A 26,493-nucleotide genomic window follows, 5' to 3' on the forward strand; every position below is an offset into this window, starting at 1 on the left:
TTTTGCACCCGTCCCCGAATTGCACACCCGAGTTGAACAACGCAAAAATCCCCCGGCGAACCCATGCGCGCAGCTTGTGAGCGCGCAGTGTCGCCGGGGGATGTAAGTGAATCAGCTAGGCCTTACGGCTTAGTACATGCCGCCGCCCTGAGCGCCAGCCGTGGCAGCCGCGATGGCGTCCTCGAGCTGGGTGTTCTTGGGCACGTCGGTGACGGTAGCCTCGGTGATGAGGATGAGGGAGGCCACGGAAGCGGCGTTCTGCAGCGTGGTGCGGGTGACCTTGACCGGGTCGAGCACGCCCATCTCGATCATGTTGCCCCACTCGCCGTTGGCGGAGTTCAGGCCCTCACCCGCGGGGAGCTCGGAGACCTTGTCCACGATGACAGCGCCCTCATAGCCGGCGTTCTTGGCGATGGTGGCCACCGGAGCGGTGAGCGCCTTCTTGATGATGTCGATGCCGATCTGCTCCTCGGGATCGGAGACCTCGAGGCCCTCGAGCGCGGGCAGGGCGTCCATGAACGCCACGCCGCCGCCGGCGACGATGCCCTCCTCAACGGCAGCGCGGGTCGCCTGCAGGGCGTCCTCAACGCGATGCTTGATCTCCTTGAGCTCGGTCTCGGTGGCGGCACCGACCTTGATCACGGCAACGCCGCCGGAGAGCTTGGCCAGGCGCTCCTGGAGCTTCTCGCGATCGAACTCGGAGTCGGTGTGCTCCATCTCGGCCTTGATGGCGGCAACGCGGTCGGCGATGGCCTCCTTGGAGCCGGCGCCGTCGACGATGGTGGTATTGTCCTTGGTGATGGTCACGCTCTTGGCGGTACCGAGCATCTCGGCGGTGATGTCGGCAACCTTGATGCCGAGCTCGTCGAGAGCGGCCTGGCCGCCGGTGAGAACGGCGATGTCCTCGAGCATGCGCTTGCGGCGATCGCCGTAGCCAGGGGCCTTGACGGCGCACACGTTGAGAGCGCCGCGAATCTTGTTGAGGACCAGCGTGGGCAGAGCCTCGCCGTCGATGTCCTCAGCGATGATGAGCAGGCCCTTGCCAGCGCGGGACACGGCCTCGAGCACGGGCATGATGTCCTGAACGTTGGAGATCTTTTGGTCGGTGATGAGGATGTAAGGATCCTTCATCACGGCCTCCATGCGGTCGTTGTCCGTGACGAAGTACGCGGAGACGTAGCCCTTGTCGAACTGCATGCCCTCGACGGTGTCGATCTGGATGTCGAACGTCTGGGAGTCCTCGACGGTGATGACGCCGTCCTTGCCCACGACGTCCATGGCGTCGGCGATCTTGTTGCCGACCTCGGCGTCACCGGCGGAGATGGTGCCGACGGAAGCGATCTGCTCCTTGGTCTCGACCGGCTTGGCGAGGTTCTTCATCTCGGCAACAGCGGCGTTGACGGCCTTGTCGATACCGCGACGGATGGCCAGCGGGTTGGCGCCGGCGGCGACGTTCTTGAGGCCGTCGTTGACGATGGCCTGGGCCAGCAGCGTGGCGGTGGTGGTGCCGTCACCCACGGTGTCGTTGGTCTTGGTGGCGACCTCCTTCACCAGCTGGGCGCCCATGTTCTCGATGTTGTCCTCGAGCTCGATCTCCTTGGCGACGGAGACGCCGTCGTTGGTGATGGTGGGAGCGCCGAAGGAGCGCTGCAGGGCCACGTAACGGCCCTTGGGGCCCATGGTGACGGTCACGGCGTCAGCCAGGGTGTTGACGCCCTTGGCGAGCTTGGCGCGAGCGTCGGTGTCGAACGTGATGTTCTTAGCCATTGTTCAATCCTCCAAATGAGAGATGTGCGATGCCGCTATGCGGATGAGTCGCTATGCCGCGGCGGCGAAAAAAGCGCGGACAGAGATGCGCGCTGAGCGCATCCGAGCGCAGACGAAGTGCCGTTACTCGACGACGGCGTAGATGTCGTCGGCGCGCATGAGCAGGTAGTCCTCGCCGTCGACCTTGATCTCGTTGCCACCGAACTTGCCATAGATGACGATGTCGCCCTCGTGGACGTCGAGCGGCATGCGCTCGCCCTTGTCGTTCATCTTGCCAGCGCCCACGGCGATGACGGTGCCGCGCTGCGGCTTTTCCTGAGCGTTGCTGGCGATGTAGAGACCAGAGGCGGTCTTCTGCTCGGCGGCATCGGGCTTGATCAGAACGCGATCTGCAAGCGGCTTCAAAGACATGCTGTCCTCCTTTTGCTGGTGCCCGGCGCGCAGCCGGGCATCCCGCGGTTTGTGTACGCGATGAATACTACCCAGCTGTGCGGACTTATACAACGGAAAGGCAAAAAATCTTATGAATCAGCACTTAGATTTCTTTAGTCACCGCATTACCAAGTAGAAAGCAGCCAATCAATGAGGTTCTCTATCCTCACACCCTGCTCCGTTGTTCCAAGACGCACTCTGTCGGCAGTAAGGACCACCTTGGGGAACGAATCGCGCACGAGCGCAAACGGCGCGAGCTCGCGATCGAATGTTTCAGGCGCAACGAGCGTTTCCGTCACTTGGATATACATGCGGTCCCCGCGCTTCTCGGCTATGAAATCGATCTCCCCCTTGAGAAGTGAGCCGACCGTCACGCGATAGCCGCGACGAATGAGCTCGTTGTACACCACGCACTCGATTTGCGCACCAAAATCCTTGGGTGCGAACCCTGTGGCTAGGTTCCTCAGACCCGTATCCACGGGATAGAACTTGCGCTGGGGCCGCAGCACCTGCTTACCCGCGATGCCCGCCTGCTCGCATTCGCCCAAGATAAACGCGCTCTTGAGCGCCGCGAGGTAATTGTCGACTGTTTCGATCGTCGTCTTTCTACCGGAGCTCGCCAATGCGTTGACAACGCTCCTGGTGGAATACAGGCATCCGGACGTAGCGAATACATAGCGAACGAGCTTGGACAGTAAATCCATGTCGCTTACTTTTGAGTGCATTGCGACATCGTTGAGGATGATGGTGTCACGGATCGATTCGAGAAAACGCGTGAGCTGCTCTTCCGTGCGCTGCACCATGCCAAACTGCCCGGGCATGCCACCGTATCTGAGATACTCGGCAAACAGCGCATCCATACCGAGGGACTCAGCACCGGCGGCTGCATGAAACTCAACATACTCCGAAAAAGAAAGTGGATGAACGGGGATCTCGACGTATCGCCCACCCAAAAGCGTAGACAGATCCGACGAGAGCACGTGGGCGTTCGAGCCGGTGATATATGTATCGACGTTCGGATGCGTGTGGAGCCGACGAACGACCTTCTCCCAGCCCCGCACATCCTGGATCTCATCTATGAAAACGTAAAAGGGTTTTGACGGATCGGCGGCGTCAAGCGCAGAGGTTATCTCGGATTCAAGCCAAGCGGCATCCGCATCGAGCGGGACCCCAAATCCGTCCATGCGACGGTAAAAGATGTTCTCCGGTGCTCCTAGCTCTTCCGAGACTTGTTCGAGCAACAACCTGAGCAGTGTCGACTTACCGCAACGGCGAACACCCGTAATCACCTTAATGTCCTGCGAACCACGATACTCCGCAAGGAGCCGCTCATAGCGAGGACGATGAACTGTGTCCTTGAGACGCATGAAACCTCCCAAAATGTCGAGCCAGCTCGACAATCCATGTTTGTATTAACAGATTGTCGGGTTGACTCGACATTTTATCCTTTAATTTTCAAATTATCGAGTTCACTCGACGTTTCATGACTTTTTTAATGGAATGTCGAGTGAACTGTACCCAAGCGCAGGGCGCGCTCTGAGTTCATGTTCGGCAGCGGCAAGGCAGCTGCGAGAGACGCCGGCCGGCGGCTTACCGGCGTACCGAGAAGCAGAAACTCGGCTGACATGATCTAAATCTTGCAATATAGAACTGCAAGATTTGGCTTCATGGTTGGAAGCTGCCTCCATCCATCAGCACAAAGACGCTTATACGCGCTCGAATACCCGCTTGCCTGCCAGGTAGGTGGCCTGGACCTTCGCACCCTGGATCTCGCTTGCGTCGCACGCGGTGACGTTGCGGTCGAGGACCACGAAGTCCGCCAGGTATCCGGGGGCAATGCGCCCCAGCTCGTGCTCGCGACCCACCGCGGCAGCACAGCCCGCGGTGTAGATGCGCAGCGCCTCCGCGGCGGAAATGCGCTCGCCGGGCAGCCAGCCGCCCGCCGGCTCAAGGGTAAACGGATCCTGGCGCGTAACCGCGCAGTACAGCACGTCCATACTCGTCACCGCCGTGATGGGCGAATCGGTGCCAAATGCCTGCGCAACGCCGCGCGCCGCGTAGGTTGCAAACGGCCACATGATGCGGCTGCGCTCCTGCCCAAGATCGCGCTCGGGCCCACCCGGGTCGAGCGTGATGTGACCGGGCTGGGAACTTGCGAGCACGTCCAGCTCGCGCAGGCGGTCGATGTCGCCCGGCAGCAGGTTCTCCAGATGCTCCAAGGTGTTGCGACCTTGGCTGGGCGACCCAAACCGCTCGCGCGCCTCCTCGAAAATGTCGAGCGCCTCGTGGATGGCACGGTCGCCGATGGTGTGGATGCGCACGGAATGCCCGCGCTCGGCGGCCGCGAGCACCAGTTTTCGCATGCGATCGGCAGGCACGGTTGGGCGGCCGCAGTCGCCGGGCGTGCGCGCATTGGTGTACGGGTCGGTGAGCCACGCCGTGTGCTGGCTGCTCACCCCGTCGAAGAACTGCTTGAAACCCGGAGCGCGCAGCAGCGGGAACTCGCCCGTAGCGTAGCGCGCCTGCAGCGCTTCCAGGCGCGATTGGTCGTCGAGCAGCGTGGGGTACATATGCGCGCGCAACGTGAGCTTGCCGGAGCGCGCAAGGGCCTCGTACACATCGTCGCGAATGAAGTCGCAGCCCGGATGCGGCATGAGGGCCATATCGCAGATGGATGTGATCCCCTGCTCGGCCATACACGTCATCTGCTCTTCGTAGGCCCGGGCTATGTCACTTTCCGTGAGCCATGCCAAGCAGCGCGGCAAAAGCTCCATGGCGGCCGCCTCACGGATAATGCCCGTGAGCTCGCCGTTCTCATCCTTGTCATAGCTGCCGCCCTGCGGGGGAACCGAATCACGTGTGACGCCCAGGGCCTCGAGCGCACGGGAGTTCATCCATAGCGTGTGCCCGTCGCCGGAGTACATCACGCATGGGCGATCGGGGAACGCCGCGTCGAGCGAGCGCTTGGTGGGTGGGACTGGCGGGTCCCAGCGGTAATCACGCCACCCCTGCGTAACCACCCAGGCGTGGCCCGGCAGGCCCTCGGCAAACGCACGCGTGCGCTTAACCAGCTCGGCCTCGCTGGTGCCCATGTGCATGAGCAAATAAGGGGACTCGCCAAGCGCCGTATGAAAGAAGTGTAGGTGGGCGTCGTGAAAGCCGGGGCAAATGAACACATTGCCAAAGTCGTGAACCGGCGTGAACGCCGGGCAGGCGGCGCGAACGTCCTCGAATGCGCCCACATGCACCACGCGCTCCCCCGCCACGGCGAACGCCAACGGCCGAGCAGCGCACTCCCCTACTGCGCTCGTAAAGACGCGCGTAGACGTAACGATGTAATCGGGCCGTTCGAGTTCCATGGTGGGCTCCCGCCTGTCTTTGCTTGCGCGCCAGGCGCAACAATTCGCCCGTCTCCTGCATTACGCGAGCATGTTCGATTCTACGACAGAAATCACCCCGAGATCGCACGGGCCCAGGCGCCCATCGGTCGATTGCCAGATGTAAACCGCGTAAGGCGGCGTATCCAAAATAACAGCGCAAAATACAAAACAGGCCAGACGCACGAGACATCTGACCTGCTAATTTCGATGGAGCCAGCGACCGGGCTCGAACCGGTGACCCCCGCTTTACGAGAGCGGTGCTCTGCCAACTGAGCTACGCTGGCGGTTCCATGGGCGATGCGCAGCCATGTGCGCACCGACGATTGACTAGTGTACGTGGAAACCCGCCCGTGCGCAAGTGCCCAACACGGCCCAGCGGAAAAAATTATGCGGACTGAGCCAAACGACGGACTACACCCAGCGCGATGTTCTGCGTGGCCTCAGCTGCGGCGTTCGCGGCCTCAAGGACCTCGGCATGGTTGTTGTCGGCACGACCGGCCTTGTTGGTCACGAGCGTGAGGCCCAGGACCTCCATACCCAGGGCGCGCGCCATGATGGTCTCGCACACCGTGGACATGCCCACGTAGTCCGCCTCAAAGCTCGCCAGCATGCGGATCTCGGCGGCCGTCTCGTACGTGGGGCCGAGCAGGCCAACATAGGTGCCCTCGGCAAGCTCGACGCCCACCTCGGCCGCGGCGTCGCGCGCGAGGTCGGACAGGTAGCTGGAATACGCGCCCGCCATGGGGACGAACGGCGCCTCGAGCTCCGCGGCCGCAGCGCCCTCGGCACTTGCCAAGGGATTACGGCCCGTCAGGTTGACCTGGTCGGTGATGAGGCCCACCGTGCCGGGCTCGACGTCGCGCACGGCGCCCGAGGCGCAGCTCAGCATGATGCTGCGGCAGCCCAGCTTATGCGCATGGCGCACGAGCGACGTGACCTCAAGGGCGTCGTAGCCCTGATACATATGGATACGGCCGGGATACACCACCACGGGCACGTCGTCGATCTCGCCCACGAGCACCTCGTACCGGTGGCCCGCAACGGGAATCGCCTCGGCCGGGAAGCCCTCGATGTCGCTATACGGAATGTGGCGCACCACGCGCACGCGCCCGGCGAGGGCACCCAGGCCGCTGCCCAGCACGATAGCGAGCGGATGCTCGACCGTGGGCTTGCAGTGCTCTGCCATCTTCTCAAACGTCGTTTCCATGAGTCGTCCTTTCCTCCGCGCGCGGGCGCGCATTGGCACTCGATCACGCCTCCAGCATAGCAAGACGCCCGCCGTCCGCCCGCGCAAAACTCGCGAGCGGCGCGACGGGCGCGCAAAGAATCGGTCGATTGTCCAGAACCTCAGGTCGCCTTTCAAGCAGTCGGAACATGCTCCCGCAGCTTGACGGCATAGGCCCCAGCGCGAACGGCGCGTTACGCGTACAGGCCGTACACCGTGAGATCGGCCTTGGCAAAGAGCTCGTTGACGTAGGCGGTCCAATCCTTGTTCGCATCCGCTGCCTTGGTGGCATACTCCTGATACGCAACGGCATACGCCTTTTGCGCCTGGACATACGAGGCCGAGTCCGCAGTGAACGTTTCGCCGGCAAGCGCGGACGCATACGCGCCGTCCTCACTCGCCCACGTGCCGGCCTCCTCATCCCACTCATCGCCGGCAAGGTCGATGATATAAGCGGCGTACTCGGAAGAGGTCGCGTTCTTGTCGCCGTTCTCGGGCTCCGCGGGCGCCTCGGGCATCTTGGGAGCGTCCTTCACCACGGTCTGGTAGAACTTCTGGATGATCACCTGCTCGCGCACGATATCCTTGGCCTGATCCTCGCTCACCTGGTACTGGTCGGCGATCACCTCGAAGTCCGAGGTGCCCAGCGTCTCTTCGGCAGCGGTTGCAAGCTCATCGTCATCCACCGTGATCCCCTGCTTCTCCGCCTCGGCGAGCAGGATCTGGTTGCGCGCATAGGCGACGATCATCTCGGCGGACGGGGCGGGGTACGTGTCGTCGTCGCCCTTCACGCTGTCGAGGCTGTACTTGCTCTCGATGGCCTGGCGAGCGCTGATGGTGTTGGTCTTCCCATCCTTGGTCCACGTGGCGACCGTCGTGTCGAGCTGCTCCTCGGTGATCATGGAGGAGTCGAGGCCCTTCGACCCCAAACCGCCCGAACCGAGCACGTAACCGAGCACCGCCGCGACGATCACGGCGATAACCGCGATGGCGATATACATCTTGTGACGGTTACCCGAGGCGGCGGGACGGGACGGAGCGATGGGGGAATCGGCCGAATGGTCGCGAACAGGCCCCTTGTCGGCATCCGCGTCGGATCGCGCATCGCGATCCGCGCCCGCGGCCTCATCTGAGCGCCCTGCAGGCTTGCGCACGCCTTCGAGCAGCTCGGGGTCGGCCTCGGTCTCGCGATCCGCATCGCGCGCAGCGGTCTTGCCCGAGATGTCCTCCGCGGTCAGGCCCTCGTGGACCTCCATCTCGATATCGTCCTCCGGATCGCCGTTCGGGCCCTCACCGCGTCCGATGACCTCGATGCCATCGATGTACTCGTTGTCCTCGGAATCATCCTTCTTCATGATCAGACCCATGCGGTCCGCTCCTTTCTTGAGCGCTCGTGCGCCGCCATGCGGCCACGACGCTCCTTGGTAACAACAAGAGGATACGCCGGCGCGCAGCGCATCCCCTTTAAGGTTTGCTTAACTCCCCGCACATCACCCCGACTCCAAGCGCCAAGCGCCGCAGCAGGGCACACGCTCCTGCGCCTCGTAACGCGCATTGGTGCCGCAGGTCGGGGCGAAAGAGGAGGGTACCGCGCCTTGCGTGCGGGCACGTGCGATTGAACCCCGAGATGCGGCGCCCAAGCGAACACGCGCGTAGCGCCTCAAGTGCCGTAGATTGGCGCGAAAGAGGAGGGAAGCGTACGAAGGTACGCGACCGACGATTGAACGCCAAGGTACGGTGCTTGAGGTGCTACGCGAGGTGGGAGATGACGGCGTCGGCGTATGCCTGCGTCCCCACAGCGCCCTCGGCGCTGCCGGTGAGCGCGCGCTGCACGTCGCCCGTCACCTGCGAACCCTCGGCGAGCGTGGCGCGCACGGCGGCGCGGATGCGCTCGGCGGCGTCCGTCTCGCCCAGGTGGTCGAGCAGCATGGCGGCAGAGAGGATCTCGGCCGTGGGGTTGGCGATGTCCTTGCCCGCGATATCTGGGGCGCTGCCGTGCGTGGGCTCAAAGATCGCCACGTCCGCGCCGATGTTGGCACCGGGCGCCATGCCGAGGCCGCCCACCAGGCCGGCGCACAGGTCGCTCACGATGTCGCCGTACAGATTCAGGCACACGAGCACGTCGAAATCGTGCGGCTCCTGCACAAGGCCCATGCAGGTGGCGTCCACGATCTTGTCGTTGAACTCGATATCCGGATACCGCTCGGCGACCTCGCGCGCAATGCGCAGGTACAGACCGTCCGTGGCCTTCATGATGTTGGCCTTGTGCACGCACGTGACCTTCTTGCGACCGCAGCGGCGGGCGTACTCAAACGCGTACTCCACGATACGGCGGGACCGGGCGATGGAAATCGGCTTGATCGAGATGGCGGAATCGGCGGCGAACGGCTTTTGGCCCGACGCCTCGACCAACTTGCTCAGCTCGACGACCTCAGGAGAGCCCTCATCGAACTCGATGCCGGCGTACAGGTCCTCGGTGTTCTCGCGCACGATCACCAGGTCGATGTCGCGATACCGGGAACCGTCGCCGGGTTGCGACAGGCAGGGGCGCACACAGGCGTACAGGTCGAACTCCTTGCGCAGGGCGACGTTGACGCTGCGGAAACCCGTGCCGACGGGCGTGGTGATGGGGCCCTTGATGGCCACCTTGGTGGCGCGCACCGCCTCGAGCACGTGCTCGGGCAGGGGCGTTCCGTACTCGCCCATCACGCCGGCGCCGGCGTCCTGCACGTTCCAATTGATCTGGACGCCCGTCGCCTCGACCACGCGGCGCATGGCGCTCGTGATCTCGGGTCCGATGCCGTCACCGGGAATCAGTACGACGTCGTGGGTCATGGTCTACTCCTCGTCCTCGTCGTCCGCATTGCTCTTCTTGGCGCGCACGCGCTTTTGGGGGTTGTCCAACTTGAAGCGCTTGACGAGCGCATCGTAGATCTCGCGCGAACGAACGCGCAGGTAGCTGCCCTTGCCGTTCTCGGCATCGAACTGCAGGCGACCGGCAAGCTCCGCCGCCACGGAACCGGCGATCTGCCCATGGGCAAACGCGAAGAGCAGCGCGAGCATATCGCGGTACTCGAGGTCGCCGTGGTAGCACTGGATCGCCTCGTCGACGATGGGCCACACCTTCTCGGAGCGGCGGCGCTCGGTTGCGCCCCACACCGTCAGGAAGCGGAAGGCCGACAGACGCAGCGGGGCGGAGATCTCATCGAACAGGGCGGACTCGGCCCCCTCGTACGCGGCGCCGCACTCCTTGGCGTTGCCCGGGGCGAGCAGCGTCAGGGCGTCGAGAACCTCCCAACGCGTCTGCGCCTCGGGGCGGTACAGGGCGTCGACGAGCTGCTCGATAAAGGGAACGAGCATCTCGGGCTCGCGCTGGGCGAGCAGGTTGACCACGCGAGCGGCGAGCTGGCGCGTGCGGCGGCTCGAGCTCGACAGGTCGTCGATGAGGGCCGAGAGCGCATCGGCGCTGTTCTCAACGCTCGCGAGGCGGGCGGCCTCCTCGGGGGTCAGCTCGACGGCGGATTCTTCTGCCATGTTCGTACCTCGTGTCTTTCTTACCGAAGATGTACTTTTCATTACCAAGGCGCCCGAGCGCTACGAGCGGCTCGAGGGCCCCTTCTTGTCCACGGAGATCAAATCGGGACCCGCCTCCCCCGTCTTGCGACGACGGCGGTACGCCTCGCCCGTGCCTTTTTCGGCGACCTTGCGCTGATGGCGATTGACGTTCATGAACGAATCGAGCCATTTCCACGGGCCGGTGGACTCGCCAAAGCCCATCTTGAGCCCGGCGATACCGCCCGCGAGCACGCCCATGGCCCCCACCTGCACGAGCGGCAGGGGGACGAGGCTCACGAGCAGCACCGAGCACACGAGCATGCCCAAATTGCAGAGCCAGTACGCCTTTGCGGTGACGATGCGCTTACCCCAACCATCACCAAGCAAAAACCCTATGTAGATGGCAAACCCAAAGACCATCACGTAGATGATGGCGAATGACCAACCTGCTGGCATGCCCGGCTACTCCTCGTGGTGGCCGCCGCAGCGGCACTCGTGACCCTCGTCGTGACCGTGGCCGTGGCCGCCGCAGCACTCGTGGTCTTCGCCATGGTTGTGGCCGCACTGGCACTCGTGCTCGTCCTCGTGGTCGTGGCCGCAGCCGCACTCATGGTCGTGGCCGCAGCCGCATCCGCACTCATCGTCGTGCGCGTGGGCGGCGGTGTAGAGCGACCAGTCCAGACCGGCGGCAACGGCGTCGGCCTCCTCCTGGTAGAGCAGGGTGATGGCCTGCGTGCCCATGCGGGCGCCGCCAATGGCCTCGAGCATGTCGTAGAGGGTGAAGGCGGTGTCGGCGCCGGGCAGGGCCAGCTCCTTCTCCTCCGCCACGGACAGGGCGAGACCCAGGTCCTTGAGGAAGTGCTCGACTAAGAAGCCGGGCTTGAAGTCGCCGTCGAGGGCCTTGGGAGCGAGCGTGGCCATGGCGCCGGTCGAACCGGTGCCGGAGCAGATCATCTCACGCACCTGCTCGACGTCAAGGTCGTTTTGCTGGGCAAAGGAGAGCGCATCGGCCATGCCCACCATGGAGCTGGCGAGCGCCACCTGGTTGGAGAGCTTGGCGGCCTGGCCCTTGCCGGCGCCGCCAAAGCAGAAGATCTTGGAGGTGAAGGTCTCGAGCAGCTCGCGGACGGGCTCGATGTCGCGCTCGGTGGCGCCCACGATGGCCGTGAGCGTGCCGGCGATGGCACCGCCCTCGCCGCCGGTCACGGGGCAGTCGAAGGCGTGCTTGCCGCACACCTCGGCCGCGCCGGCGATGTCGCGGGCGAGCTCGGGCGCGCTCGTGGTGAGGTCGATGAGGTACGCGCCCTCCTTGGCGCAGGCGAGCAGGCCGGTGCCGGACAGGTAGATCTCCTCGACGTCGGCGGGGTAGCCCACCATGGTAAAGACCACGTCGGCGCCCTCGGCGGCGGCAGACGGGGAATCGGCCCACACGGCGCCCTTGGCCAGCAGGCCCTCGGCCTTGGACTTGGTGCGGTTGAAGACGGTGAGCGGGTAGCCCGCGTCCAGGATGTGGCCGGCGATGGGCGCGCCCATGATGCCGGTGCCGATAAAGGCGACGTTCAGTTTCTTGGTTGCCATATGCGAATCTCCTTATCGCGGTACTTGATGGAATCGGTTCTTGCGCGGCGGCGCATCTTGGCGAGGCCGCGCGCGATGGACGGTCACTCGCCGCGGACGCGGTTGGCGATGCGGTCGGTCAGCGAGATCTTATCGGCGCGGTTCTTTCCCCAAAAGATGAGGGCGACCATGCCGGGGCCCACGTGCGCGCCGATGGTGGGGCCCACCGAGCCGCGCAGGATGGTGAGGTCCTCGCACCCGGGCTCCTTGCGCACGGCGCCCTCGAGCCAGTCCGCGTCCTTCTCCGCGTCGGAGGACACGATCGCCAAGGGCAGCGCGGGGTCGAACTCGTAGTTCTCCTTGAACGATTTGATGAGCGACTTGAGCGCCTTCTTGCGCCCGCGATTCACGCCGATGAGCGAAAGCGAGCCCGCCAGGTCGAACGAGAGCTCGGGCTTGATGTCCAGCTTGGACGAAAGCGACGCCGCCGCCGGCGGGATGCGACCGCCCGCCGCGAGGGCATCGAGGCCGTCCAGGGTGAAATAGCCATGGACATAGGTCTTTGCCTCGTTGGCCCAATCGGCCAACTGGCGCGCGGACAACCCGGCGGCACGCTGGCGCACGGCCTCCATGGCGAGCAGCTCGCCGCACGAGCAGGGCAGCGCGTTGTCCACCACGTAGAGCTCAAAATCGGGATGCTCGGCGCGCACGCAATCGGCGGCTTGGCACGCCGAGTTGTAGCTCGAGGAAAGGGCGCTCGTAAAGCACAGGTACACCGTGGGAGTCCCCTCCTCGGCGCACTGTGTGAAGAACTCGATGTAACGGCCGAGGGAAACGGCCGACGTCGAGGCCTTGGAGCCCGCCCGGAGCTTGTCGTAGAACTCCTTTGGCGTGATCGTGCTCCAAATATCGTCGGTGAACTCCTCACCGTCCAAAATGTAGGGAAATCCCAAGATGTCCACATCGAGCGTGGCCGCGACCTCGGGCGTGAGGTCGGCGCACGTGTCGATGACGATACGGCACAAGCCGGGACGTCCGTCCGCGGCGGAAGTGTTATCCATACGCATGCCTTTCGTAACAAAGTAGCGGCCACCCACATGGGATGGCCGCCATCCGAATCATGCAATGGATGCTATTTTACTCGCCCTCAACCTCAAGTTTGGGCTTGATGATGCCGTATCCACCATTCTTACGGTGATACACCACATTGATCAGACCCGTCGTGCTGTTCTCGAACACATAGAAATCATGGCCCAGAAGGTCGGTCTGAACGAGCGCCTGCTCCTCGGTCATGGGGGTGAGCTCGATCTCCTTGACGCGGACGAGCTGATCGTCCTCCTCCTCGGGAATCAGCAGGTCGGCGAGATCGGCGACGGGCTCGACAGGGGCAACCTCGGCGGCGGACAGGCCCTGCTGGCGGTTGTCCACCACGCGCGTCTTGAACTTGCGCAGCTGGCGCGTGACCTTATCGGCGGCCAAGTCGATGGCGGCGTACATGTCGGCGCCGTGCTCGGCGACGCGGATCACCGAGCCGCGGGCGCGCACGGTGACTTCGACGATGGCGGGATTAGGGTTGGAGGGGTTCTTCTCGTAACGCAGGACGACGTCCGCGGTCATGGGTTCGATGTCGAACACCTTGAGGGCTTCGCCGATCTTCTCATCGACGTGGGCACGCAGTGCATCAGTAACCGTTGTCTTGCGACCGGAGACCTTGATTTCCATACGTGATTCCAATCTATCCGGGGATAGGACCATGCCCTTGTTGTACCCAAGATTGGAGTCTCCACACGCCGGCTCGCGCCGTTCCCGCTAACTGGAACATGGGCACCGGCCGCCGAATTCTCGTGGCGCAAAGCGTCCAATACGGTTAGTCGATGGCGTTGATGTCCCCGCTAAAGGTCAGGTCGCTATCGCCCTGCAACGAAGACGAACCCGTCTCCCCTTGATCTTCACCATCCTGACCTGCTGTTTCATCGTCAGAAGTGGCAGTGAGGCCGGAGAGTCGCGAACCCGCGAGGTCAAACGGTAGCGACCCGTACCACGAGCGGTAGATGGCCTCGAGCGTGCCATCGCCCTGCAGTCCATCCATGGCATCCTCAACCGCGCGGGTAAGATCCGAGTCCACATCCGGCATGGCGATGCCATACGTCGAAAGCGAGCCGACCGTCGCCACGAACACGGTGCCGGGATAGGCGCGGGCAAGATACGCGCCGGCGGTCGCGTCGCAGGCGACGTAATCCGCCGCGCCCGACGAGAGAGCCTCAAAGCACTCGTTCACATTCGAGCAGGCCTTGAGCGTGGCGTCCACACCGCCGCGGTCGAGGGCGTCTTGAGACGCGGAATCGCTCTGAACGGCGATGACCGAGCCCGCAAGGGAATCGGCGTCCAGGGCGGGTGCCTCACGGGAGCCGTCCTCGTTGTGGGCAAAGACGGACGAGGCGTCCCCCACGATGGCCTCGGTCACCGCAAGGCCCTCATCGTCATCCGCAATCTTGGTGCCCAGATAGATATCCGCCTCGCCGTCCTCGATCGCGCTGGAGGCGTTCGCGGACGAGACGACCTTGAGATCGAGCCCCAGGCGCTCGGCAAGGGCGCGCGCAACGTCGGCGTAGTAGCCCGATGGAGCGCCGTCGGCGTCAGTCATGGCCTGCGGAGCGTCCGTGGTGTCCATGGCGACGGTGAGAACGCCGTCGTTCACCAGGTCGTCGGAGGTGAGCACCGCCTCGATGGGCTCGGGCTCGACCTCGGCGCGAGACGGCGTGGTGAACACGCAGCCGCTCAAGCCCAACGTGAGCATGCAGGTGCACGCCCCCACCGCGAGCGCCGTGGCGCGGCCCGACTTGCCCGTCCCGTTCATTGCCCGCATCGCGTTCTCCCCCGACTCGACTCAGCTGGCCCGTACTCGCCCACGCGCCCATGCACGCGAGCGTCCATATTCGATGTTCCCCCAGCTGACCTGGTTTTTGACCCCACACCTGCGCACCGGGACGTTTGCTCAACCGCCGCAACGGCCTCACGACTAGCCCGCTCGCCCGCGAGGCACCTATTGCCTCAGTGTGTATGACGGACGGTGCGACTGACCTCTAGGACGCGCCATGATCGCCTTTGCGCGCACGCATCGGCTTACGTGGATCCCTTTGACCGCGTCTGTCCTGGACTAGGGATGCGCAAAACGGACGTCCGCACGCTCCCGCAACCACAGCCTGGAAGGAACTGCGGGGCATTATACCGCAGCTTACAGGCCGTGGCGGGTAAAACGGACGTCGGCGCCTTCGCGCGACGCCATGCGCATGAAGCGCGCCGCCCTCGCGCGCCGGTTGCCCCTGCGTGGGCGCGCACGTGAAGCACGCCGCCCTTACGCGCCGTGCCATCGCATGGCGGCGCATGCGAAACACCCGCGCTCACGCGCTTGCCCTCGCGCGCCTATCCCCACACGCGGGCAAACGCCAAGCCGTCCACCCGCTCCGCGCCCGCCTCCTTGAGCGCATGCGCGGCGGCGTTCATGGTCGCGCCGGTGGTGATGACGTCGTCCAGCAGCACAAGGCGCGCACCGCGAACCTGCTCGACCACCTCATATGCACCCTGCGACCACTCGAGGCGCTCCTCGCGGGAAAAGGCCCGCTGGTCGGCACTGCCGTGCTTGATGAGCGCGTCGAGCAAAGAGGCGCCGCTCATGGCTGCAAACGCGCCCGCGACCGACTCCATGTGGTCAAAGCCGCGCCGCCGATATGCCGAGGCGGTCACGGGCACGAACGTCACCGCGTCCGCCGCGCTGACCATCCCGCCGTAGCGCTCCGGCGCCGCGCGCTCAGCCTCGAGCGCGGCGCGCAGCATGATCTCGGCGATCCGTTCCGCCAGGCGGCGCTCGCCCGCGTCCTTGTACGCGCGAACGATGCGGGCGGGCGGCCCGTCGAACACCACCGCGGCGAGGCATCGGTCAAGGTCGGAGGCGGCACCCCGGCACTCCGTGCACAGCATGTCCCCAAACGGCGCCCCGCACCGAAGGCACGCATGGGCGGGGTCGATGCGCACCATGGTCCGCAGGCAGTCGTCGCATATGAGCGCGCCCGGGCGCTCGCACGACGCGCAGCGCGTGGGCGACAACAACTCGCCTATGACCTCCGTCACCGCCGCCAAGCGGGATTGCGCGCTCATGGGCACCCCTCCCTTGCATGCGGTTTCCAACGCGCGCGCAGGATGAGCACGGGCCGCGCCGGTGCGGGCCACGAGAGCGCGGGCAACCGGGGCCCGATCGGCGCGGTCGCGGGCGATGCGGTCACGCGTGGCGCAAGCGCGGCCGCGGACGATGTGGTCGCGCGCGGCGCAAGCGCGGGAAGCATGGCACTCAGACCCTTCTGAATGATAACTGCCACCAGCCATCCACCGCGCCTGCCTCTCCGGCAACCATGTTCAGACACAACGCCGCGCAAGCTCTGGCACATCTCTGGCGCGACATGAAAAAGCCCTCCCCCGCATCTGCGAGGGAGGGCGCATCGCCGTTCGTGCGGCACGCCTGAAACCCAGGCGCCCATCTACTCGGCCTGCTGCGCAGCCGACCCGGAACCGTCCGGACCGTCCTGCTTGGGCTTTCGATTCCTGCGCCGGCGGCGCTTCTTGGGCGCATCCTCGCCCTGAGCGGCCGGATCGGCAGCCATGCGCGTCTGGCCCTGCGCGCCACCGCCGTCTCCGGGACGACGGCGCTGCACCTTCACATCGCCCTCGGCGAGCTGATCGGCGACGGACGGGGTCTCGGGCTTGCGGGAGCGCTTGCGACGCTGACCGTTCGCACTATTCGAGCCGGCAGACGCCGCCTGAGACGTCGCGGCATCGCCCGAGGCCACGTGGGTGCGGCGACGGCTGCGGCCCTGCGTCTCGCCTGCCGACTCGCCTGCCGTGCCGGCCTGGCGGGCGGCGCCCTCACGTGCGGCGGCCTGTGCGCCGTCACCGGAGCGGTGCCTGCGGCGACGGCCTCCCGGCGTGGCGCCCGCGGTGGTCATGTCATCGGATGCCGCAGGCATCGAGGCTCGCTCATCGCCCTCGGCCGGGCGACGACGGCGCCTGCGACCAGGCAGCTCCTCGCCCGTCACGTCGTTCTTGCCTTGGGCCTTGCCCTTGGCCGACGCGCTCGCGGGCGCGGACGAGCCCTTGCGCCCACGTCCGGACTTCCCGGAAGCGGCGCTCTCGAACTTTGCGGCCTCCTCCTCGCGCATGCGCTTGCGGCGCGGCGTGGGACCGGACGCCACGATGCGATCGGCGGTGGACAGACCGTCGCCCACGTCGACGCCGTTCTTGCGATCGAGCTCCATGAGGGCGAGCTGCAGGTCGGGCGAATCGAGGCGCTCGAGGACGTCGCGCGTCACGCAGTCGGGACGGCATGCGCACTTCTGCTGCTCGCAACGCTCCTTGTTCTCGCTCGTGCAGCTCATGTCGGACAGGTTCACACGGAACACCTTGCCACTCTCGAGCCGCAAGACGAGCTGCTCGCGCGGGGTGCTGTACTCCATGATGCGCGCTTTGCCGAGCGGCGTGTCGATGAGCGTCTTCTTTTTGGGCGCGCGGCTCTTGAAGTCCTTGTACGCCTCGAACTCATAGCGCAGGCAGCACATGAGGCGGCCGCACACGCCGGAGATCTTGGCGGAGTTGAGCGGCAGGTCCTGCTCCTTGGCCATGCGAATGGACACCGGCTCGAACTGCCCCCCAAAGCGCGTGCAGCACAGCTCCTGGCCGCACGTGGCGTACCCGCCCTGCAGGCGGGTCTCGTCGCGCACGCCGATCTGGCGCATGTCGACGCGCACGTGGAAGTGCGCGGAGAGGTCCTTGACCAGCTGGCGGAAGTCCACGCGGTCCTCGGCCGCGAAGTAGAACACGGCCTTCTCGCCGCCAAAAAGGTACTCCACGCCCACGGGCTTCATATCCAAGCCGTTCTTCTCCACCAGGCGGCGGAAGTCGAACATGGCGTCCTCGCCGGCGTCGGCAAGCTCGTCGGCGCGATCGAGGTCCGCATCGGTGGCGATGCGCAGGACGGGCTTGAGCGGGGCGGCGAGCTCCTCGGGCTCAACCTCGAATGGGTCGGCCGTGACCAGGCCGATCTCGGTGCCGCGCTCGGTGGAGCAGATGGCGTGATCGCCCTCGAGGATATCGAGGTCGCGCGGATCGAACCACAGTTCGCGGGCGGCGAAGGCAAATTTAACGGGTACGACTATGGGCATTTCAGCGCCTTCCTTATATCGAAAAGCATGACCTCGACGGCCAGCTGGGGGGTGACGTTGCGGGCGACGCGAGCCTCCGCCTGCGCCACGGCGTCAAGCGCGCGCATGACGCCCGCCGTGGTGGCACATGCGGCGATACGCTCGACAACGTCTGAGACATCGTCGTTGACCGGCGAGCCCTGAGCGCCCTCGACCATCATGAGCACGTCGCGAAGCAAGGAGCGCACGCTCGCCAGCGCTTCCATGATACCCGAACGCTCGCGGGCGTTCAGCTCGCGCTTATTGCGGTCTTCCAGCTGCTTTAAAGCACCACGCGAAAGATAATCCTGGTTTTGCTCGAGTATGGCCTGCTGCGTCGATTTGACCTCGGCGAGCGGGGCGTGAATGGCACCCATGAGGTCCTTGGCACTCGCAAGGATATCGGCCTCGTCCGCACGGGCGAGCGCATCAACAGCGCGGACCATGGCTCGGCGGGCGGCCACACGATCGGCGGACTTGAGAAACTCGACCGCGCGGGCAGGGCTGCCCGCCACCGCGACCGCCATGCGGCATCGGGCGGCCGGCTGTCCGGTGGCGTGCTCCACGGCGACAGTCGACTCCTCGAGCGACAGCGGGCGGAACGGCACGCACTGGCAACGCGACACGATGGTGGGGAGCATGACGTCCGTGCTCGTTCCCAAGAGGATGAACGTCACGTTGGCCGGCGGCTCCTCGAGCGTCTTGAGCAGGGCGTTGGCGGTATTGGCGCGGAGCTGCTCGGCCCGGTCGATGATGTAGACCTTGCAGCGGGCGCGGATGGGCGAAAGCGCCACGTCCTCGAGCAGGTCGCGCGTCTGCGCGATGAGGTAGCCGGTGGCCGACTCGGGCGCGAGGTAGTGCACATCCGGGTGCGTTCGGCGCGCCACGCGACGGCAATCGTCGCAGGCGGCGCAAGCGCCGGGGTTGGCCACGGCCGCCGACCGCCCGGGAGTGGACGAATTGGTCGCATAACTGGAAAAACTTTGCGATTTCTCGAAGTTTTTCCAGTTATGCGACACATCGGGGGAGGCAGCCGGGGCGGGCGCGGCATCCGGCGCGGCGGCGATGCGTTCGGACGCGGCGCCGGCGTGGGCAGGCACGGCACCGGGCGCCGACGCGTTTGAGCAGAGGAGCGCCTGAGCGAGGGCCCAAGCGGCGTCGAGCTTTCCCGAACCGGGCGAGCCCAGGAAGAGATACGCGTGACTCGCGCGGCCGCTCTTGACCGCGCGAGCGAGGAAGTCGCGCACACGCGGCTGGGTGTCGAGCCTGGCGAGGAGGCTGTTGGGTGCGAGGGACTCAGGCATGGCTAGCGCTCCCCTCTCATCACCGCGAGAGCCGCCTCGACATCAGAGTCAGATACATCCATGCCGGCGGCGCGCAGTTCGTCAACAACGATAGAAAACACCTCGGCAATAGACCCGCCGGCATCGACTAGCCTCACTCGATCCGGCTCATCGGCAGCAACCGCACGGAAACCCTCCGAGACCCTCTGCTGAAAATCCCGACCCTTCAACTCGAGACGGTCCTCGGCCGATCGATCGGAACGCCGACGATGCGCATCCTCAACAGGAAGATCAAACACCAGGGTCAGATCAGGACGGCAACCGTCGACCGCAAGCTCGTTTGCCTGAAACACCATGTCGCGGTCCAAGCCGTCGGCAAAAGATTGATACGCCGTGGTCGAATCGTAAAAGCGATCGCAAATCACCGTCTTGCCAGCTGTCAGCGCGGGTCTGATCACCTGATGCACGAGCTGGGCGCGCGCGGCTTCGTACAGCAGCAATTCGCACATGTCGCCCATCTCGTCATTGGCGGGATCGAGCAGGACTGCGCGAATCTGCTCGGAAATGGAAACGCCGCCTGGCTCGCGCAGACGCAGCACGTCATAACCGGCAGAATCAAGGAGCACTTCCATAAGTGCCGCCTGGGTCGATTTGCCCACACCGTCGATACCCTCAACGGTTATGAAGTGGCCTTTTGTCATATAGAGCGCCCTTCCAGACGTAAAAAACGAACTCTCATCATACCGCGACGCGCACCTTTAGCAGAATGCGACAACTTGCGAGATAATAAGCTCATTACCTCGAATTAACGGAGCCCCCATGACCGTCCCGCATGTTGAAACGTACGATGCGAAGCTTGTTTTGAACAAGCCAGCATGAGCGAAGTTTCTTACGAACAATCGATTATTGAGGTGCTTCGCGATGAATTCGGATACGAGCATCTTTACGGCCCCGATGTCATTCGCGCGTCCGACAGATATGACGACGCCCTCCTTCCCGGCGCCGTCGAGAACGTGGCCATTGCGGCTGCCGATGTGGCTACGAACCAAGGGCTTAAGTCGATCGTGCCCAAGAAGGAGTTCGGCACCGCCTTCGTCTACTGTTTCCTCGTAGAAATAAAAAGAAGATCGCAGATATGGGCGCCGGAACGACGTTTCCAGAAGTGTCTGGCAGCACGATGAAGTCCACTCCTCTTTCATTGCCGAACGAGCAGCTGCGTGCGGAATTCAGCGCATTTTCCCACCCAATCCTTGAACAGCAGAAGTCGCTCGAATTGGAGAATCGCAGGCTCTGTCTGCTTCGCGATGCCCTGCTTCCCAAGCTCATGTCCGGCGAGATCGACGTCTCGAAGGTCGACCTCACGCAGCTAAATAGCCATTTAGCCGATTGTTGAGAGTAATCTTGTCATCTAAGGCGCCGAGCATGGATGCAATCCCTATTTGACACTCCAGATCAGGAAGACAAACGGGGATTGCATTCACATGGTTTCTGTTGATTCCCGGCACAGCGCTAGCTGTAGCGTAGCTTTCCCATGGCAATGTTTTAAGAAGGTAATACAGAAAGCGAGAATTGCTACCCTTGAATTCCGTTGCATAAAGAGAGGTATTCAAGGCCAACACGGCTTCTCCGAATAAAACACCTGACCAATCGTGCCGTAACGACCAGTTACCAAGCATGGCCCATCAACCGCTGAAACAGAGTGATAACCAGATGTGCCAGATGACGAATAAACGGGAACGCCACCCTTCTCTCGCTTCGATTTGGGCAAATCGAAGCCTCTTCGCAACTCCAGCACATCACCAAGCCGCATTGTCTTGAAAACCATCGTCCAACCCTTTATTCCAGCAGTTTAAATTCAAATCCCACGAGACTCATCGAACAGCATCTATTTCCCGTACACCTCTTCGTGTGTGCCTGTTCGGACGAACACAAGCTCATTGCCGATCAGTTTGTACATGAGCACCCATTGATCCTTAGCAGGATTTGGTGCTGAATCCACGTGAATCGCTCGGTAACCCAGCCATGAACCAACGAGCGCATGGTCTTTGTAGCGTCTTGATAGCTGCTCTTCATCGCTCTTAAGCAGCTCAGCAATTGCAACCTTCAACGCCGCAATATTCCAGTGCTTCTTCTTGCACGCCTTCACATCGCGTTCGAACCGCGGGGAAAATGATGCCGGGTACATTCGCATCCCCTACAACCCAAGCGCAGCAAACAAGTCGTCGGCGGACGCATACGTCACGTGAGCGGGATCCGCCAACATGTCTTCAGTCTCCTGAATTGCTTCAATGGTTTCTGCAGGCATGCCCTTGAAATCATTGCGAGGCGTTGCCAACGGACGAATCTCCACCCAAGGCTTATTGTTCTTGAACACCGTAACAGGAAGACCCGTTGCGTTCGCGTTCGCGGTAAGTTTGCTGAAGTTGGTTTTTGCCTCGGCCATACCAACCGTCGCTACTGAAGGACTCATTTCAGCTCCTTTTTTAGCACTGTAAGTAGCCCTAATTTTAGCACTACTCAACTAGAATAGATACTTCTCATGAGATGCCTTTACATTGCTTTGGTTCACCATGGCGTAGTGCATAGTAGTTTCGATCTTGGAGTGGCCCAGCAGTTTTTGTACCTGCTCGATGGGCATGCCCTTGTCGATTGCGTGCGTGGCCAGCGTGCGTCGGAACGTATGAGGATGCACCCTACCGATCTGCGCTTTCTCCCCCAGTGCTTTCATCCTCTTCTCGATCGTACAGACGCTCAGCCGTTGCGTCCTCCCATTGAGAGACACGAATAACGCCGGATTGCTGTCTTTGCGTGATTCAAGGTACGCGGTTGGATGAAGCTTTGTCCGCGCATCGAAGTACACGGGACGCTGCTTGTTACCCTTGCCCGTGACAACACACTCCCTCCCCTGAATATCGACGTCGTCTATGTCCAGGCGGATAAACTCTCCCACGCGCACCCCCGTCGATGCGAGCAAATCAACCATTTAGACGCTGAATCGCACCGATATGCGGAACCCGGGCAGCGAAAGTCTGCCCGGGTTCTTAGCTGGCAATTTGTAGACTCCCTACGCCTTCTTAGTTGCAGCCTTCTTCGCGGGAGCCTTCTTAGCAGTCGTCTTCTTCGCGGCGGTCTTCTTGGCCGGGGCCTTCTTCGCCGCCGCCTTGCCGCGGGCGGGCTTCTTCTCCTTGCCGGGGCAGTCCATGTTCACGCAGATGCGCCACGGGCCTCGGGCCGTCTCGACCACCACCACGGGCGCGCCGCAGTGCTCGCACACCTCACCGGTGGCCTCGAGCTTGCCGCGCGCGGGCAGCGGATAGCTCACGCCGCACTCCTCGTAGTTGGCGCAGCGGATAAAGCGCTTGCCGGTGCGCTCGGACTTGTGCGCGATCAGATCGCCCCCGGCGCGTCCGGCCTCACGGCACACGGCGCACTCCCCCACCTTGAGGTCGGGCTCGTAATTGGTGGGGCACTTGGGGTTCACGCACTGCTCATAGGCCTTTTGGCGGAACGGCTGGCACTTGATGCGCGGCGCGCCGCACTCGGGGCACACGGCAGCCTCGCCCTCAAGCGGGCTCACCTTGACGCCGCTCGGTACGGGGTAGGTCACGTCGCAGTCGGGCCAACCCATGCAGCCGATGAAGCTGCCGCGCGTTTTGGCGCTCGTCTTCATGACCAGGTCCTTGCCGCACTTGGGGCACGCGCCCACGCGGGCGTCGGCGGTCACGGCGTCGGAGATGGCCTCGCCCAGGTCGTCCTTGTGCTCGATCAGCGCGTCGAGCATGCCGGCCAGCAACGCACGCGAGTGGTCCACCACGTGGTCCTGCGTGTCCTTGCCCTCGGCCACCATGGTCATGTCGGCGTCGAGTTCGGCGGTCATCTCGGGCGTGGTCACGCGCGGGGCGAACTGCGACAGCGCGTCGATGATGGCGATGCCCAGCTGGCTCGGCTCGATGGGGTCGTTCTTGAGGTAGCGCACGGCGTACAGGCGCTCGATGATGCTCGCGCGCGTGGACTTGGTGCCCAGGCCGCGCTTCTCCATCTCCTGCACGAGCTTGCCCTGACTGTAGCGCGTGGGCGGCTCGGTCTGCTTGGCCTCGAGCTTGATGTCGCGCACGTCGATCACGTCGCCCTCGGCCAGCGCGGGCAGCTGCTCGTCGCGCTTGAGGCCGTAGGGGTACGCCTCGCGGAAGCCCGCCTCCACCAGCACGTCGCCGCTCGCGGCGAACGGTTCGCCCGCGACGTCGATGGAGAGCTTGGTGTTCTCGATGGTCGCCGGGCCCATAAGGGTCGCGAGGAAGCGGCGGGCGATCAAGTTGTAGAGCTTGAGCTGGCCGCCGTCGAGCGTGGTGGGGTCACCTTGGCCCGTGGGATGGATGGGCGGGTGGTCGGTGGTCTCGACCTTGCCGCGCGTGGGCGTGAGGGGCCCGGCGAGGACCTTCTTGCACACGGGCGCAAGCGCCGGCGTGCCGGACGCGAGACCCTTCACGATCCCCTCGATGTCGAGCGTCTTGGGATACACCGTGTTGTCCACGCGGGGGTAGGAGATGAAACCGCTCATGTAGAGGGACTCGGCGATGCGCATGGTGCGCGCGGGGCTGATGCCCTCGGCGGCAGCGGCGGCCTGCAGCGCCGTGGTGTTGAACGGCACCGGGGGCTGCTGCTTGCGGCTGCGCTTGGCAACCGCCGTCACCGTGCCGGTCTCAGCACCACTCACGTGCGCGAACGCGGCCTCGGCGGCAGCCTTGTCGGTAAAGCGCACCGTGGTGTGGGCAATCTTGAACTCCTGGCCGGAGGCCTCGCCCATACCGCGGATCTGCCAGTAATCCTCGGGAACGAACGCCATGCGCTCGCGCTCGCGCTCCACCACCAGGGCGAGCGTGGGCGTTTGCACGCGGCCGGCGGAGCGCACGTTGCCAAAGCCGCCGAACTTGGCGAGCGTGAGGTAACGCGTGAGCACCGCGCCCCAGATGAGATCGATGTACTGACGGGACTCGCCGGCGTCGGCCAGGTCCTGGTCGAGCTCCACGAGGTTGTTGAACGCCTCGGTGACCTCGCCCTTGATGAGCGCGGAGTAGCGCGCGCGACGGGCGGGCAACTCCGGCGCGACCTCGCGCACCATGTTGAGCGCGTCCGCGCCGATGAGCTCGCCCTCGCGGTCGAAGTCCGTGGCGATGATGACCTCGTCGGCCTTTTTGGCGAGGTTCTTGAGGACGCGGATGATCTCCTTCTCGGCGGGGAGCTTTACGATGGGCGCCCACGTGAGGTACGGCAGGCTCTCGACCTTCCACCCCTTGATGGAGATGCCGTTGGCGAGGAAGGGCTTGCGCTTGGTGTCGTACGGCGGGCGGGCAAGGCCGTCCGGGACATCGGCGGGCAGGACCTCGCCCTCGGCGGACACGCTGTACCAGCCGTTTTGCTTGTCAAAGAGAATCTCGTCGGGAAAGTCCGGCGCGAGGATGTGGCCGGCAAGGCCCATGGACACCCAGTCCTCACCATCCACGGTGAAGCGGTACACCTGCGTGTTGTAGACCTTGTCGTTCTTGGGCTTGCCGGCATCGGCCAGCAGCTGCGCGATCTTCTGCGCGGCGATGTTCTTCTCTGCAACGACGAGCTTCACGACTCGCTCCTTTGTGATGTGCGCGATGCGGCGCGCCACAAGGGCCGCCGACGGTATCTATATATGGTGTGGGGTCAGTGTACACGAGTTCTTGCAGAAGCGCGAAAAGCCCATGTTGAGGGCTGCGCTCGCACGCGCCATGCGCGCGATGGTCATGCGCGGGCGACGGACATGCGCGGACGATGACCATTCGAGCGACGGACACACGCACGCAACGGGCATTCGGGCGACGGCCATGCGCGGGAAACGGCCATTCGGACGACGACAACACGCACGCCACGCCCATTCGAGCGGCGGCTACGCGCTCTACAACTACGCGCGAGCAGCCTCAATGCGCTCGATAAGCCACGAGCACCACTCGTCCATGCCCTGCCCATGGCGAGCGCTCACCTCAAAGCGCGCGGCTGTGGGGTTCAGGTTATCCAGGACGCGATTGTACCCGGGCATGTCGAAGTCGAACGCCGGGGCCACATCGACCTTGTTGAGCAGTAGCGCGCCCGTATGCTGGAAGATTCCCGGGTACTTGAGCGGCTTGTCGTCGCCCTCCGGCACAGACAAGATCATGACCGAGAGGTTCTCGCCCAGGTCAAAGTCAACGGGGCACACCAGGTTGCCCACGTTCTCGATGAAGATGACGTCGATGGAGTCCAAGCCCACGCCGGCGTCGAGCGCATCGACGGCCTGCGCGATCATGTTGCCCTCCAGGTGGCAAAGGCCACCGGTGTTGATCTGGATGGCGGGCATACCGGCCTGCTTGCACGCCAGGGCGTCCACATCCGAAGCGATATCGCCCTCGATCACGGCGCAGGAAAGGCCCGCGGCGCGCAAGCGCTCATTGGTGGCAAGGATGGTCGTGGTCTTGCCCGAGCCGGGACTCGAAAGCACGTTGACCACGAAGGTGCCCGCCTTCGCAAATCGCCCACGCAGCTCAGCGGCCATGCGGTCGTTGCGCGAGAGCACCGGTTGCTCGATTCCGATTGTCGTTGCCATCCTAGGTGCTTCCTTCCCCCTTGCGCACAGGCGCCCTTCCGCCCGGCCGATAAACGCCCCGTATCTACCCCAAACCTGTCAGCCCTCAATCGTCCGTCTCGATTTCCATCGAGACGATATCGAGCTCGCGACCGCACTCGAGATGCGTGTCGCCGCTGCCACACGCCGGGCAACGCATATGGAATCGATCGTGGGCGAACACTTCCCCACACACCAGGCAGCGACTGCGCGGATGGACCTCCTCCACCTCAAGAGCCGCCTCAAGCGTCAGGGGGTCGTCCTCGCGAAAGACCTCCCAGGCAAAGTCGAGCGACTCGGGCACCACCTCGCACATGTCGCCGATGCGCAGCAAAACGCGCACGACGCGCGAAGCCCCCGCCTCGCGCGCCGTGTCAATCACCGTTTTGAGTATACCGCTGACGATACCGATCTCGTGCATACCGGACGTCTCGCGCCGAGG

The 26,493-nt window shown here is 64.0% G+C and carries 27 protein-coding genes and 1 tRNA gene; 2 read left to right on the top strand and 26 right to left on the bottom strand.

Translation table 11 applies throughout. From position 1 onward, the window contains the following. Nucleotides 1-129 precede the first annotated feature (129 nt). From groL to tmk, 18 genes are all read right to left on the bottom strand, one after another. Nucleotides 130-1,767 (bottom strand): chaperonin GroEL, encoded by a 1,638-nt coding sequence (gene groL, locus LK434_RS06370; RefSeq protein WP_006720015.1) that lies wholly within the window; start codon nt 1,765-1,767, stop codon nt 130-132. Between the two features lie 123 nt (nt 1,768-1,890). After that, on the bottom strand, nt 1,891-2,178 hold the full coding sequence (groES, locus tag LK434_RS06375) for a co-chaperone GroES (RefSeq protein ID WP_040360497.1): 288 nt from the start codon (nt 2,176-2,178) through the stop codon (nt 1,891-1,893). 146 nt (nt 2,179-2,324) lie between these two features. Then, nucleotides 2,325-3,566 (bottom strand): ATP-binding protein, encoded by a 1,242-nt coding sequence (locus LK434_RS06380; protein ID WP_040360496.1) that lies wholly within the window; start codon nt 3,564-3,566, stop codon nt 2,325-2,327. A gap of 339 nt (nt 3,567-3,905) precedes the next feature. Further along, nucleotides 3,906-5,558 (bottom strand): amidohydrolase, encoded by a 1,653-nt coding sequence (locus LK434_RS06385; RefSeq protein WP_006720012.1) that lies wholly within the window; start codon nt 5,556-5,558, stop codon nt 3,906-3,908. Between the two features lie 229 nt (nt 5,559-5,787). Further along, nucleotides 5,788-5,863 (bottom strand) — tRNA-Thr (locus LK434_RS06390). A gap of 101 nt (nt 5,864-5,964) precedes the next feature. Continuing rightward, nucleotides 5,965-6,786 carry a purine-nucleoside phosphorylase gene (locus LK434_RS06395; RefSeq protein WP_006720010.1) on the bottom strand — a complete coding sequence of 274 codons (822 nt, stop codon included), beginning with the start codon at nt 6,784-6,786 and terminating at the stop codon, nt 5,965-5,967. Nucleotides 6,787-6,998: 212 nt separating this feature from the next. Further along, nucleotides 6,999-8,171: a hypothetical protein gene (locus LK434_RS06400; RefSeq protein ID WP_006720009.1), complete on the bottom strand. Its 1,173-nt coding sequence runs from the start codon at nt 8,169-8,171 to the stop codon at nt 6,999-7,001. 382 nt (nt 8,172-8,553) lie between these two features. Continuing rightward, complete coding sequence (locus LK434_RS06405) at nt 8,554-9,639, bottom strand: isocitrate/isopropylmalate dehydrogenase family protein (protein ID WP_006720007.1); 1,086 nt, start codon at nt 9,637-9,639, stop codon at nt 8,554-8,556. Nucleotides 9,640-9,642: 3 nt separating this feature from the next. Further along, nucleotides 9,643-10,338, bottom strand: a complete 696-nt coding sequence (locus LK434_RS06410; protein ID WP_006720006.1) for a hypothetical protein — start codon at nt 10,336-10,338, stop codon at nt 9,643-9,645. Nucleotides 10,339-10,398: 60 nt separating this feature from the next. Then, nucleotides 10,399-10,815, bottom strand: coding sequence for a hypothetical protein (locus LK434_RS06415; protein WP_006720005.1), 417 nt, complete (start codon nt 10,813-10,815; stop codon nt 10,399-10,401). A 6-nt stretch (nt 10,816-10,821) separates the two neighbouring features. Further along, the gene (locus tag LK434_RS06420) at nt 10,822-11,937 is read right to left on the bottom strand and encodes an NAD(P)-dependent oxidoreductase (RefSeq protein ID WP_006720004.1); all 1,116 of its coding nucleotides are present in this window, start codon (nt 11,935-11,937) and stop codon (nt 10,822-10,824) included. 83 nt (nt 11,938-12,020) lie between these two features. Continuing rightward, on the bottom strand, nt 12,021-12,983 hold the full coding sequence (locus LK434_RS06425) for a DegV family protein (RefSeq protein ID WP_006720003.1): 963 nt from the start codon (nt 12,981-12,983) through the stop codon (nt 12,021-12,023). A gap of 70 nt (nt 12,984-13,053) precedes the next feature. Next, complete coding sequence (gene hpf, locus LK434_RS06430) at nt 13,054-13,638, bottom strand: ribosome hibernation-promoting factor, HPF/YfiA family (RefSeq protein WP_006720002.1); 585 nt, start codon at nt 13,636-13,638, stop codon at nt 13,054-13,056. Nucleotides 13,639-13,783: 145 nt separating this feature from the next. After that, nucleotides 13,784-14,782 (bottom strand): substrate-binding periplasmic protein, encoded by a 999-nt coding sequence (locus LK434_RS06435; RefSeq protein ID WP_006720001.1) that lies wholly within the window; start codon nt 14,780-14,782, stop codon nt 13,784-13,786. A gap of 557 nt (nt 14,783-15,339) precedes the next feature. Then, nucleotides 15,340-16,071 carry a ComF family protein gene (locus LK434_RS06440; RefSeq protein WP_006720000.1) on the bottom strand — a complete coding sequence of 244 codons (732 nt, stop codon included), beginning with the start codon at nt 16,069-16,071 and terminating at the stop codon, nt 15,340-15,342. A 377-nt stretch (nt 16,072-16,448) separates the two neighbouring features. After that, nucleotides 16,449-18,125 (bottom strand): regulatory iron-sulfur-containing complex subunit RicT, encoded by a 1,677-nt coding sequence (gene ricT / locus LK434_RS06445; RefSeq protein WP_227917678.1) that lies wholly within the window; start codon nt 18,123-18,125, stop codon nt 16,449-16,451. Further along, on the bottom strand, nt 18,116-19,447 hold the full coding sequence (locus tag LK434_RS06450; RefSeq protein ID WP_227917679.1) for a DNA polymerase III subunit: 1,332 nt from the start codon (nt 19,445-19,447) through the stop codon (nt 18,116-18,118). Before LK434_RS06450 ends, ricT begins: the two co-directional genes overlap by 10 nt. 2 nt (nt 19,448-19,449) lie before the next feature. Further along, a complete protein-coding gene (gene tmk, locus LK434_RS06455; protein WP_006719994.1) occupies nt 19,450-20,127 on the bottom strand; it encodes a dTMP kinase in 678 nt (225 codons plus the stop codon). Between the two features lie 174 nt (nt 20,128-20,301). On the opposite strand from tmk, the gene LK434_RS06460 reads away from it, so the two are divergent. Next, on the top strand, nt 20,302-20,607 hold the full coding sequence (locus tag LK434_RS06460; protein WP_006719993.1) for a restriction endonuclease subunit S domain-containing protein: 306 nt from the start codon (nt 20,302-20,304) through the stop codon (nt 20,605-20,607). Then, entirely contained in the window at nt 20,604-20,819 is a 216-nt protein-coding gene (locus LK434_RS06465) for a restriction endonuclease subunit S (RefSeq protein ID WP_006719992.1), read from the top strand. The genes LK434_RS06460 and LK434_RS06465 overlap by 4 nt, the downstream gene beginning before the upstream one ends. Here the strand turns inward: LK434_RS06465 and LK434_RS10565 are convergent. The 8 genes from LK434_RS10565 to LK434_RS06500 all read right to left on the bottom strand — a co-directional run bounded on the left by LK434_RS10565 (nt 20,785) and on the right by LK434_RS06500 (nt 26,472). Continuing rightward, entirely contained in the window at nt 20,785-21,102 is a 318-nt protein-coding gene (locus LK434_RS10565) for a restriction endonuclease subunit S (protein WP_006719991.1), read from the bottom strand. The two genes, LK434_RS06465 and LK434_RS10565, sit on opposite strands and share 35 nt — an antisense overlap. Then, nucleotides 21,033-21,251 (bottom strand): restriction endonuclease subunit S, encoded by a 219-nt coding sequence (locus LK434_RS10570; RefSeq protein ID WP_083784171.1) that lies wholly within the window; start codon nt 21,249-21,251, stop codon nt 21,033-21,035. The genes LK434_RS10565 and LK434_RS10570 overlap by 70 nt, the downstream gene beginning before the upstream one ends. Nucleotides 21,252-21,311: 60 nt before the next feature. Further along, on the bottom strand, nt 21,312-21,611 hold the full coding sequence (locus tag LK434_RS06475) for a type II toxin-antitoxin system RelE/ParE family toxin (protein ID WP_006719989.1): 300 nt from the start codon (nt 21,609-21,611) through the stop codon (nt 21,312-21,314). Nucleotides 21,612-21,620: 9 nt separating this feature from the next. Then, nucleotides 21,621-21,896, bottom strand: coding sequence for a type II toxin-antitoxin system Phd/YefM family antitoxin (locus tag LK434_RS06480; protein ID WP_050754937.1), 276 nt, complete (start codon nt 21,894-21,896; stop codon nt 21,621-21,623). Between the two features lie 51 nt (nt 21,897-21,947). Then, nucleotides 21,948-22,376: a tyrosine-type recombinase/integrase gene (locus tag LK434_RS06485; RefSeq protein ID WP_050754936.1), complete on the bottom strand. Its 429-nt coding sequence runs from the start codon at nt 22,374-22,376 to the stop codon at nt 21,948-21,950. Between the two features lie 114 nt (nt 22,377-22,490). After that, entirely contained in the window at nt 22,491-25,043 is a 2,553-nt protein-coding gene (locus LK434_RS06490) for a DNA topoisomerase I (RefSeq protein WP_040360493.1), read from the bottom strand. Between the two features lie 312 nt (nt 25,044-25,355). After that, nucleotides 25,356-26,033 (bottom strand): hydrogenase nickel incorporation protein HypB, encoded by a 678-nt coding sequence (gene hypB, locus LK434_RS06495; RefSeq protein WP_006719978.1) that lies wholly within the window; start codon nt 26,031-26,033, stop codon nt 25,356-25,358. 85 nt (nt 26,034-26,118) lie between these two features. Continuing rightward, nucleotides 26,119-26,472 (bottom strand): hydrogenase maturation nickel metallochaperone HypA/HybF, encoded by a 354-nt coding sequence (locus tag LK434_RS06500; protein ID WP_006719977.1) that lies wholly within the window; start codon nt 26,470-26,472, stop codon nt 26,119-26,121. Between the last annotated feature and the right edge of the window lie 21 nt (nt 26,473-26,493).

Source organism: Collinsella stercoris DSM 13279 (assembly GCF_020735465.1).
Taxonomy (GTDB): Bacteria; Actinomycetota; Coriobacteriia; order Coriobacteriales; family Coriobacteriaceae; genus Collinsella; species Collinsella stercoris.

Excerpts from the sequence above, each read along its gene's own strand:
- LK434_RS06415 (WP_006720005.1), bottom strand. The coding sequence starts at position 10,815 with ATGCCAGCAGGTTGGTCATTCGCCATCATCTACGTGATGGTCTTTGGG.
- LK434_RS06380 (WP_040360496.1), bottom strand. The coding sequence starts at position 3,566 with ATGCGTCTCAAGGACACAGTTCATCGTCCTCGCTATGAGCGGCTCCTT.
- LK434_RS06395 (WP_006720010.1), bottom strand. The coding sequence starts at position 6,786 with ATGGAAACGACGTTTGAGAAGATGGCAGAGCACTGCAAGCCCACGGTC.
- LK434_RS06480 (WP_050754937.1), bottom strand. The coding sequence starts at position 21,896 with ATGAGTCCTTCAGTAGCGACGGTTGGTATGGCCGAGGCAAAAACCAAC.
- LK434_RS10565 (WP_006719991.1), bottom strand. The coding sequence starts at position 21,102 with ATGCTTGGTAACTGGTCGTTACGGCACGATTGGTCAGGTGTTTTATTC.
- LK434_RS06500 (WP_006719977.1), bottom strand. The coding sequence starts at position 26,472 with ATGCACGAGATCGGTATCGTCAGCGGTATACTCAAAACGGTGATTGAC.
- LK434_RS06475 (WP_006719989.1), bottom strand. The coding sequence starts at position 21,611 with ATGTACCCGGCATCATTTTCCCCGCGGTTCGAACGCGATGTGAAGGCG.
- tmk (WP_006719994.1), bottom strand. The coding sequence starts at position 20,127 with ATGACAAAAGGCCACTTCATAACCGTTGAGGGTATCGACGGTGTGGGC.
- LK434_RS06450 (WP_227917679.1), bottom strand. The coding sequence starts at position 19,447 with ATGCCTGAGTCCCTCGCACCCAACAGCCTCCTCGCCAGGCTCGACACC.
- groES (WP_040360497.1), bottom strand. The coding sequence starts at position 2,178 with ATGTCTTTGAAGCCGCTTGCAGATCGCGTTCTGATCAAGCCCGATGCC.
- LK434_RS06420 (WP_006720004.1), bottom strand. The coding sequence starts at position 11,937 with ATGGCAACCAAGAAACTGAACGTCGCCTTTATCGGCACCGGCATCATG.
- LK434_RS06465 (WP_006719992.1), top strand. The coding sequence starts at position 20,604 with ATGAAGTCCACTCCTCTTTCATTGCCGAACGAGCAGCTGCGTGCGGAA.
- hpf (WP_006720002.1), bottom strand. The coding sequence starts at position 13,638 with ATGGAAATCAAGGTCTCCGGTCGCAAGACAACGGTTACTGATGCACTG.
- LK434_RS06425 (WP_006720003.1), bottom strand. The coding sequence starts at position 12,983 with ATGCGTATGGATAACACTTCCGCCGCGGACGGACGTCCCGGCTTGTGC.
- LK434_RS06405 (WP_006720007.1), bottom strand. The coding sequence starts at position 9,639 with ATGACCCACGACGTCGTACTGATTCCCGGTGACGGCATCGGACCCGAG.
- LK434_RS06460 (WP_006719993.1), top strand. The coding sequence starts at position 20,302 with ATGAGCGAAGTTTCTTACGAACAATCGATTATTGAGGTGCTTCGCGAT.
- groL (WP_006720015.1), bottom strand. The coding sequence starts at position 1,767 with ATGGCTAAGAACATCACGTTCGACACCGACGCTCGCGCCAAGCTCGCC.
- hypB (WP_006719978.1), bottom strand. The coding sequence starts at position 26,033 with ATGGCAACGACAATCGGAATCGAGCAACCGGTGCTCTCGCGCAACGAC.
- LK434_RS06440 (WP_006720000.1), bottom strand. The coding sequence starts at position 16,071 with ATGAGCGCGCAATCCCGCTTGGCGGCGGTGACGGAGGTCATAGGCGAG.
- LK434_RS06410 (WP_006720006.1), bottom strand. The coding sequence starts at position 10,338 with ATGGCAGAAGAATCCGCCGTCGAGCTGACCCCCGAGGAGGCCGCCCGC.
- LK434_RS06385 (WP_006720012.1), bottom strand. The coding sequence starts at position 5,558 with ATGGAACTCGAACGGCCCGATTACATCGTTACGTCTACGCGCGTCTTT.
- LK434_RS10570 (WP_083784171.1), bottom strand. The coding sequence starts at position 21,251 with ATGGTTTTCAAGACAATGCGGCTTGGTGATGTGCTGGAGTTGCGAAGA.
- LK434_RS06435 (WP_006720001.1), bottom strand. The coding sequence starts at position 14,782 with ATGCGGGCAATGAACGGGACGGGCAAGTCGGGCCGCGCCACGGCGCTC.
- LK434_RS06400 (WP_006720009.1), bottom strand. The coding sequence starts at position 8,171 with ATGGGTCTGATCATGAAGAAGGATGATTCCGAGGACAACGAGTACATC.
- ricT (WP_227917678.1), bottom strand. The coding sequence starts at position 18,125 with ATGCCCATAGTCGTACCCGTTAAATTTGCCTTCGCCGCCCGCGAACTG.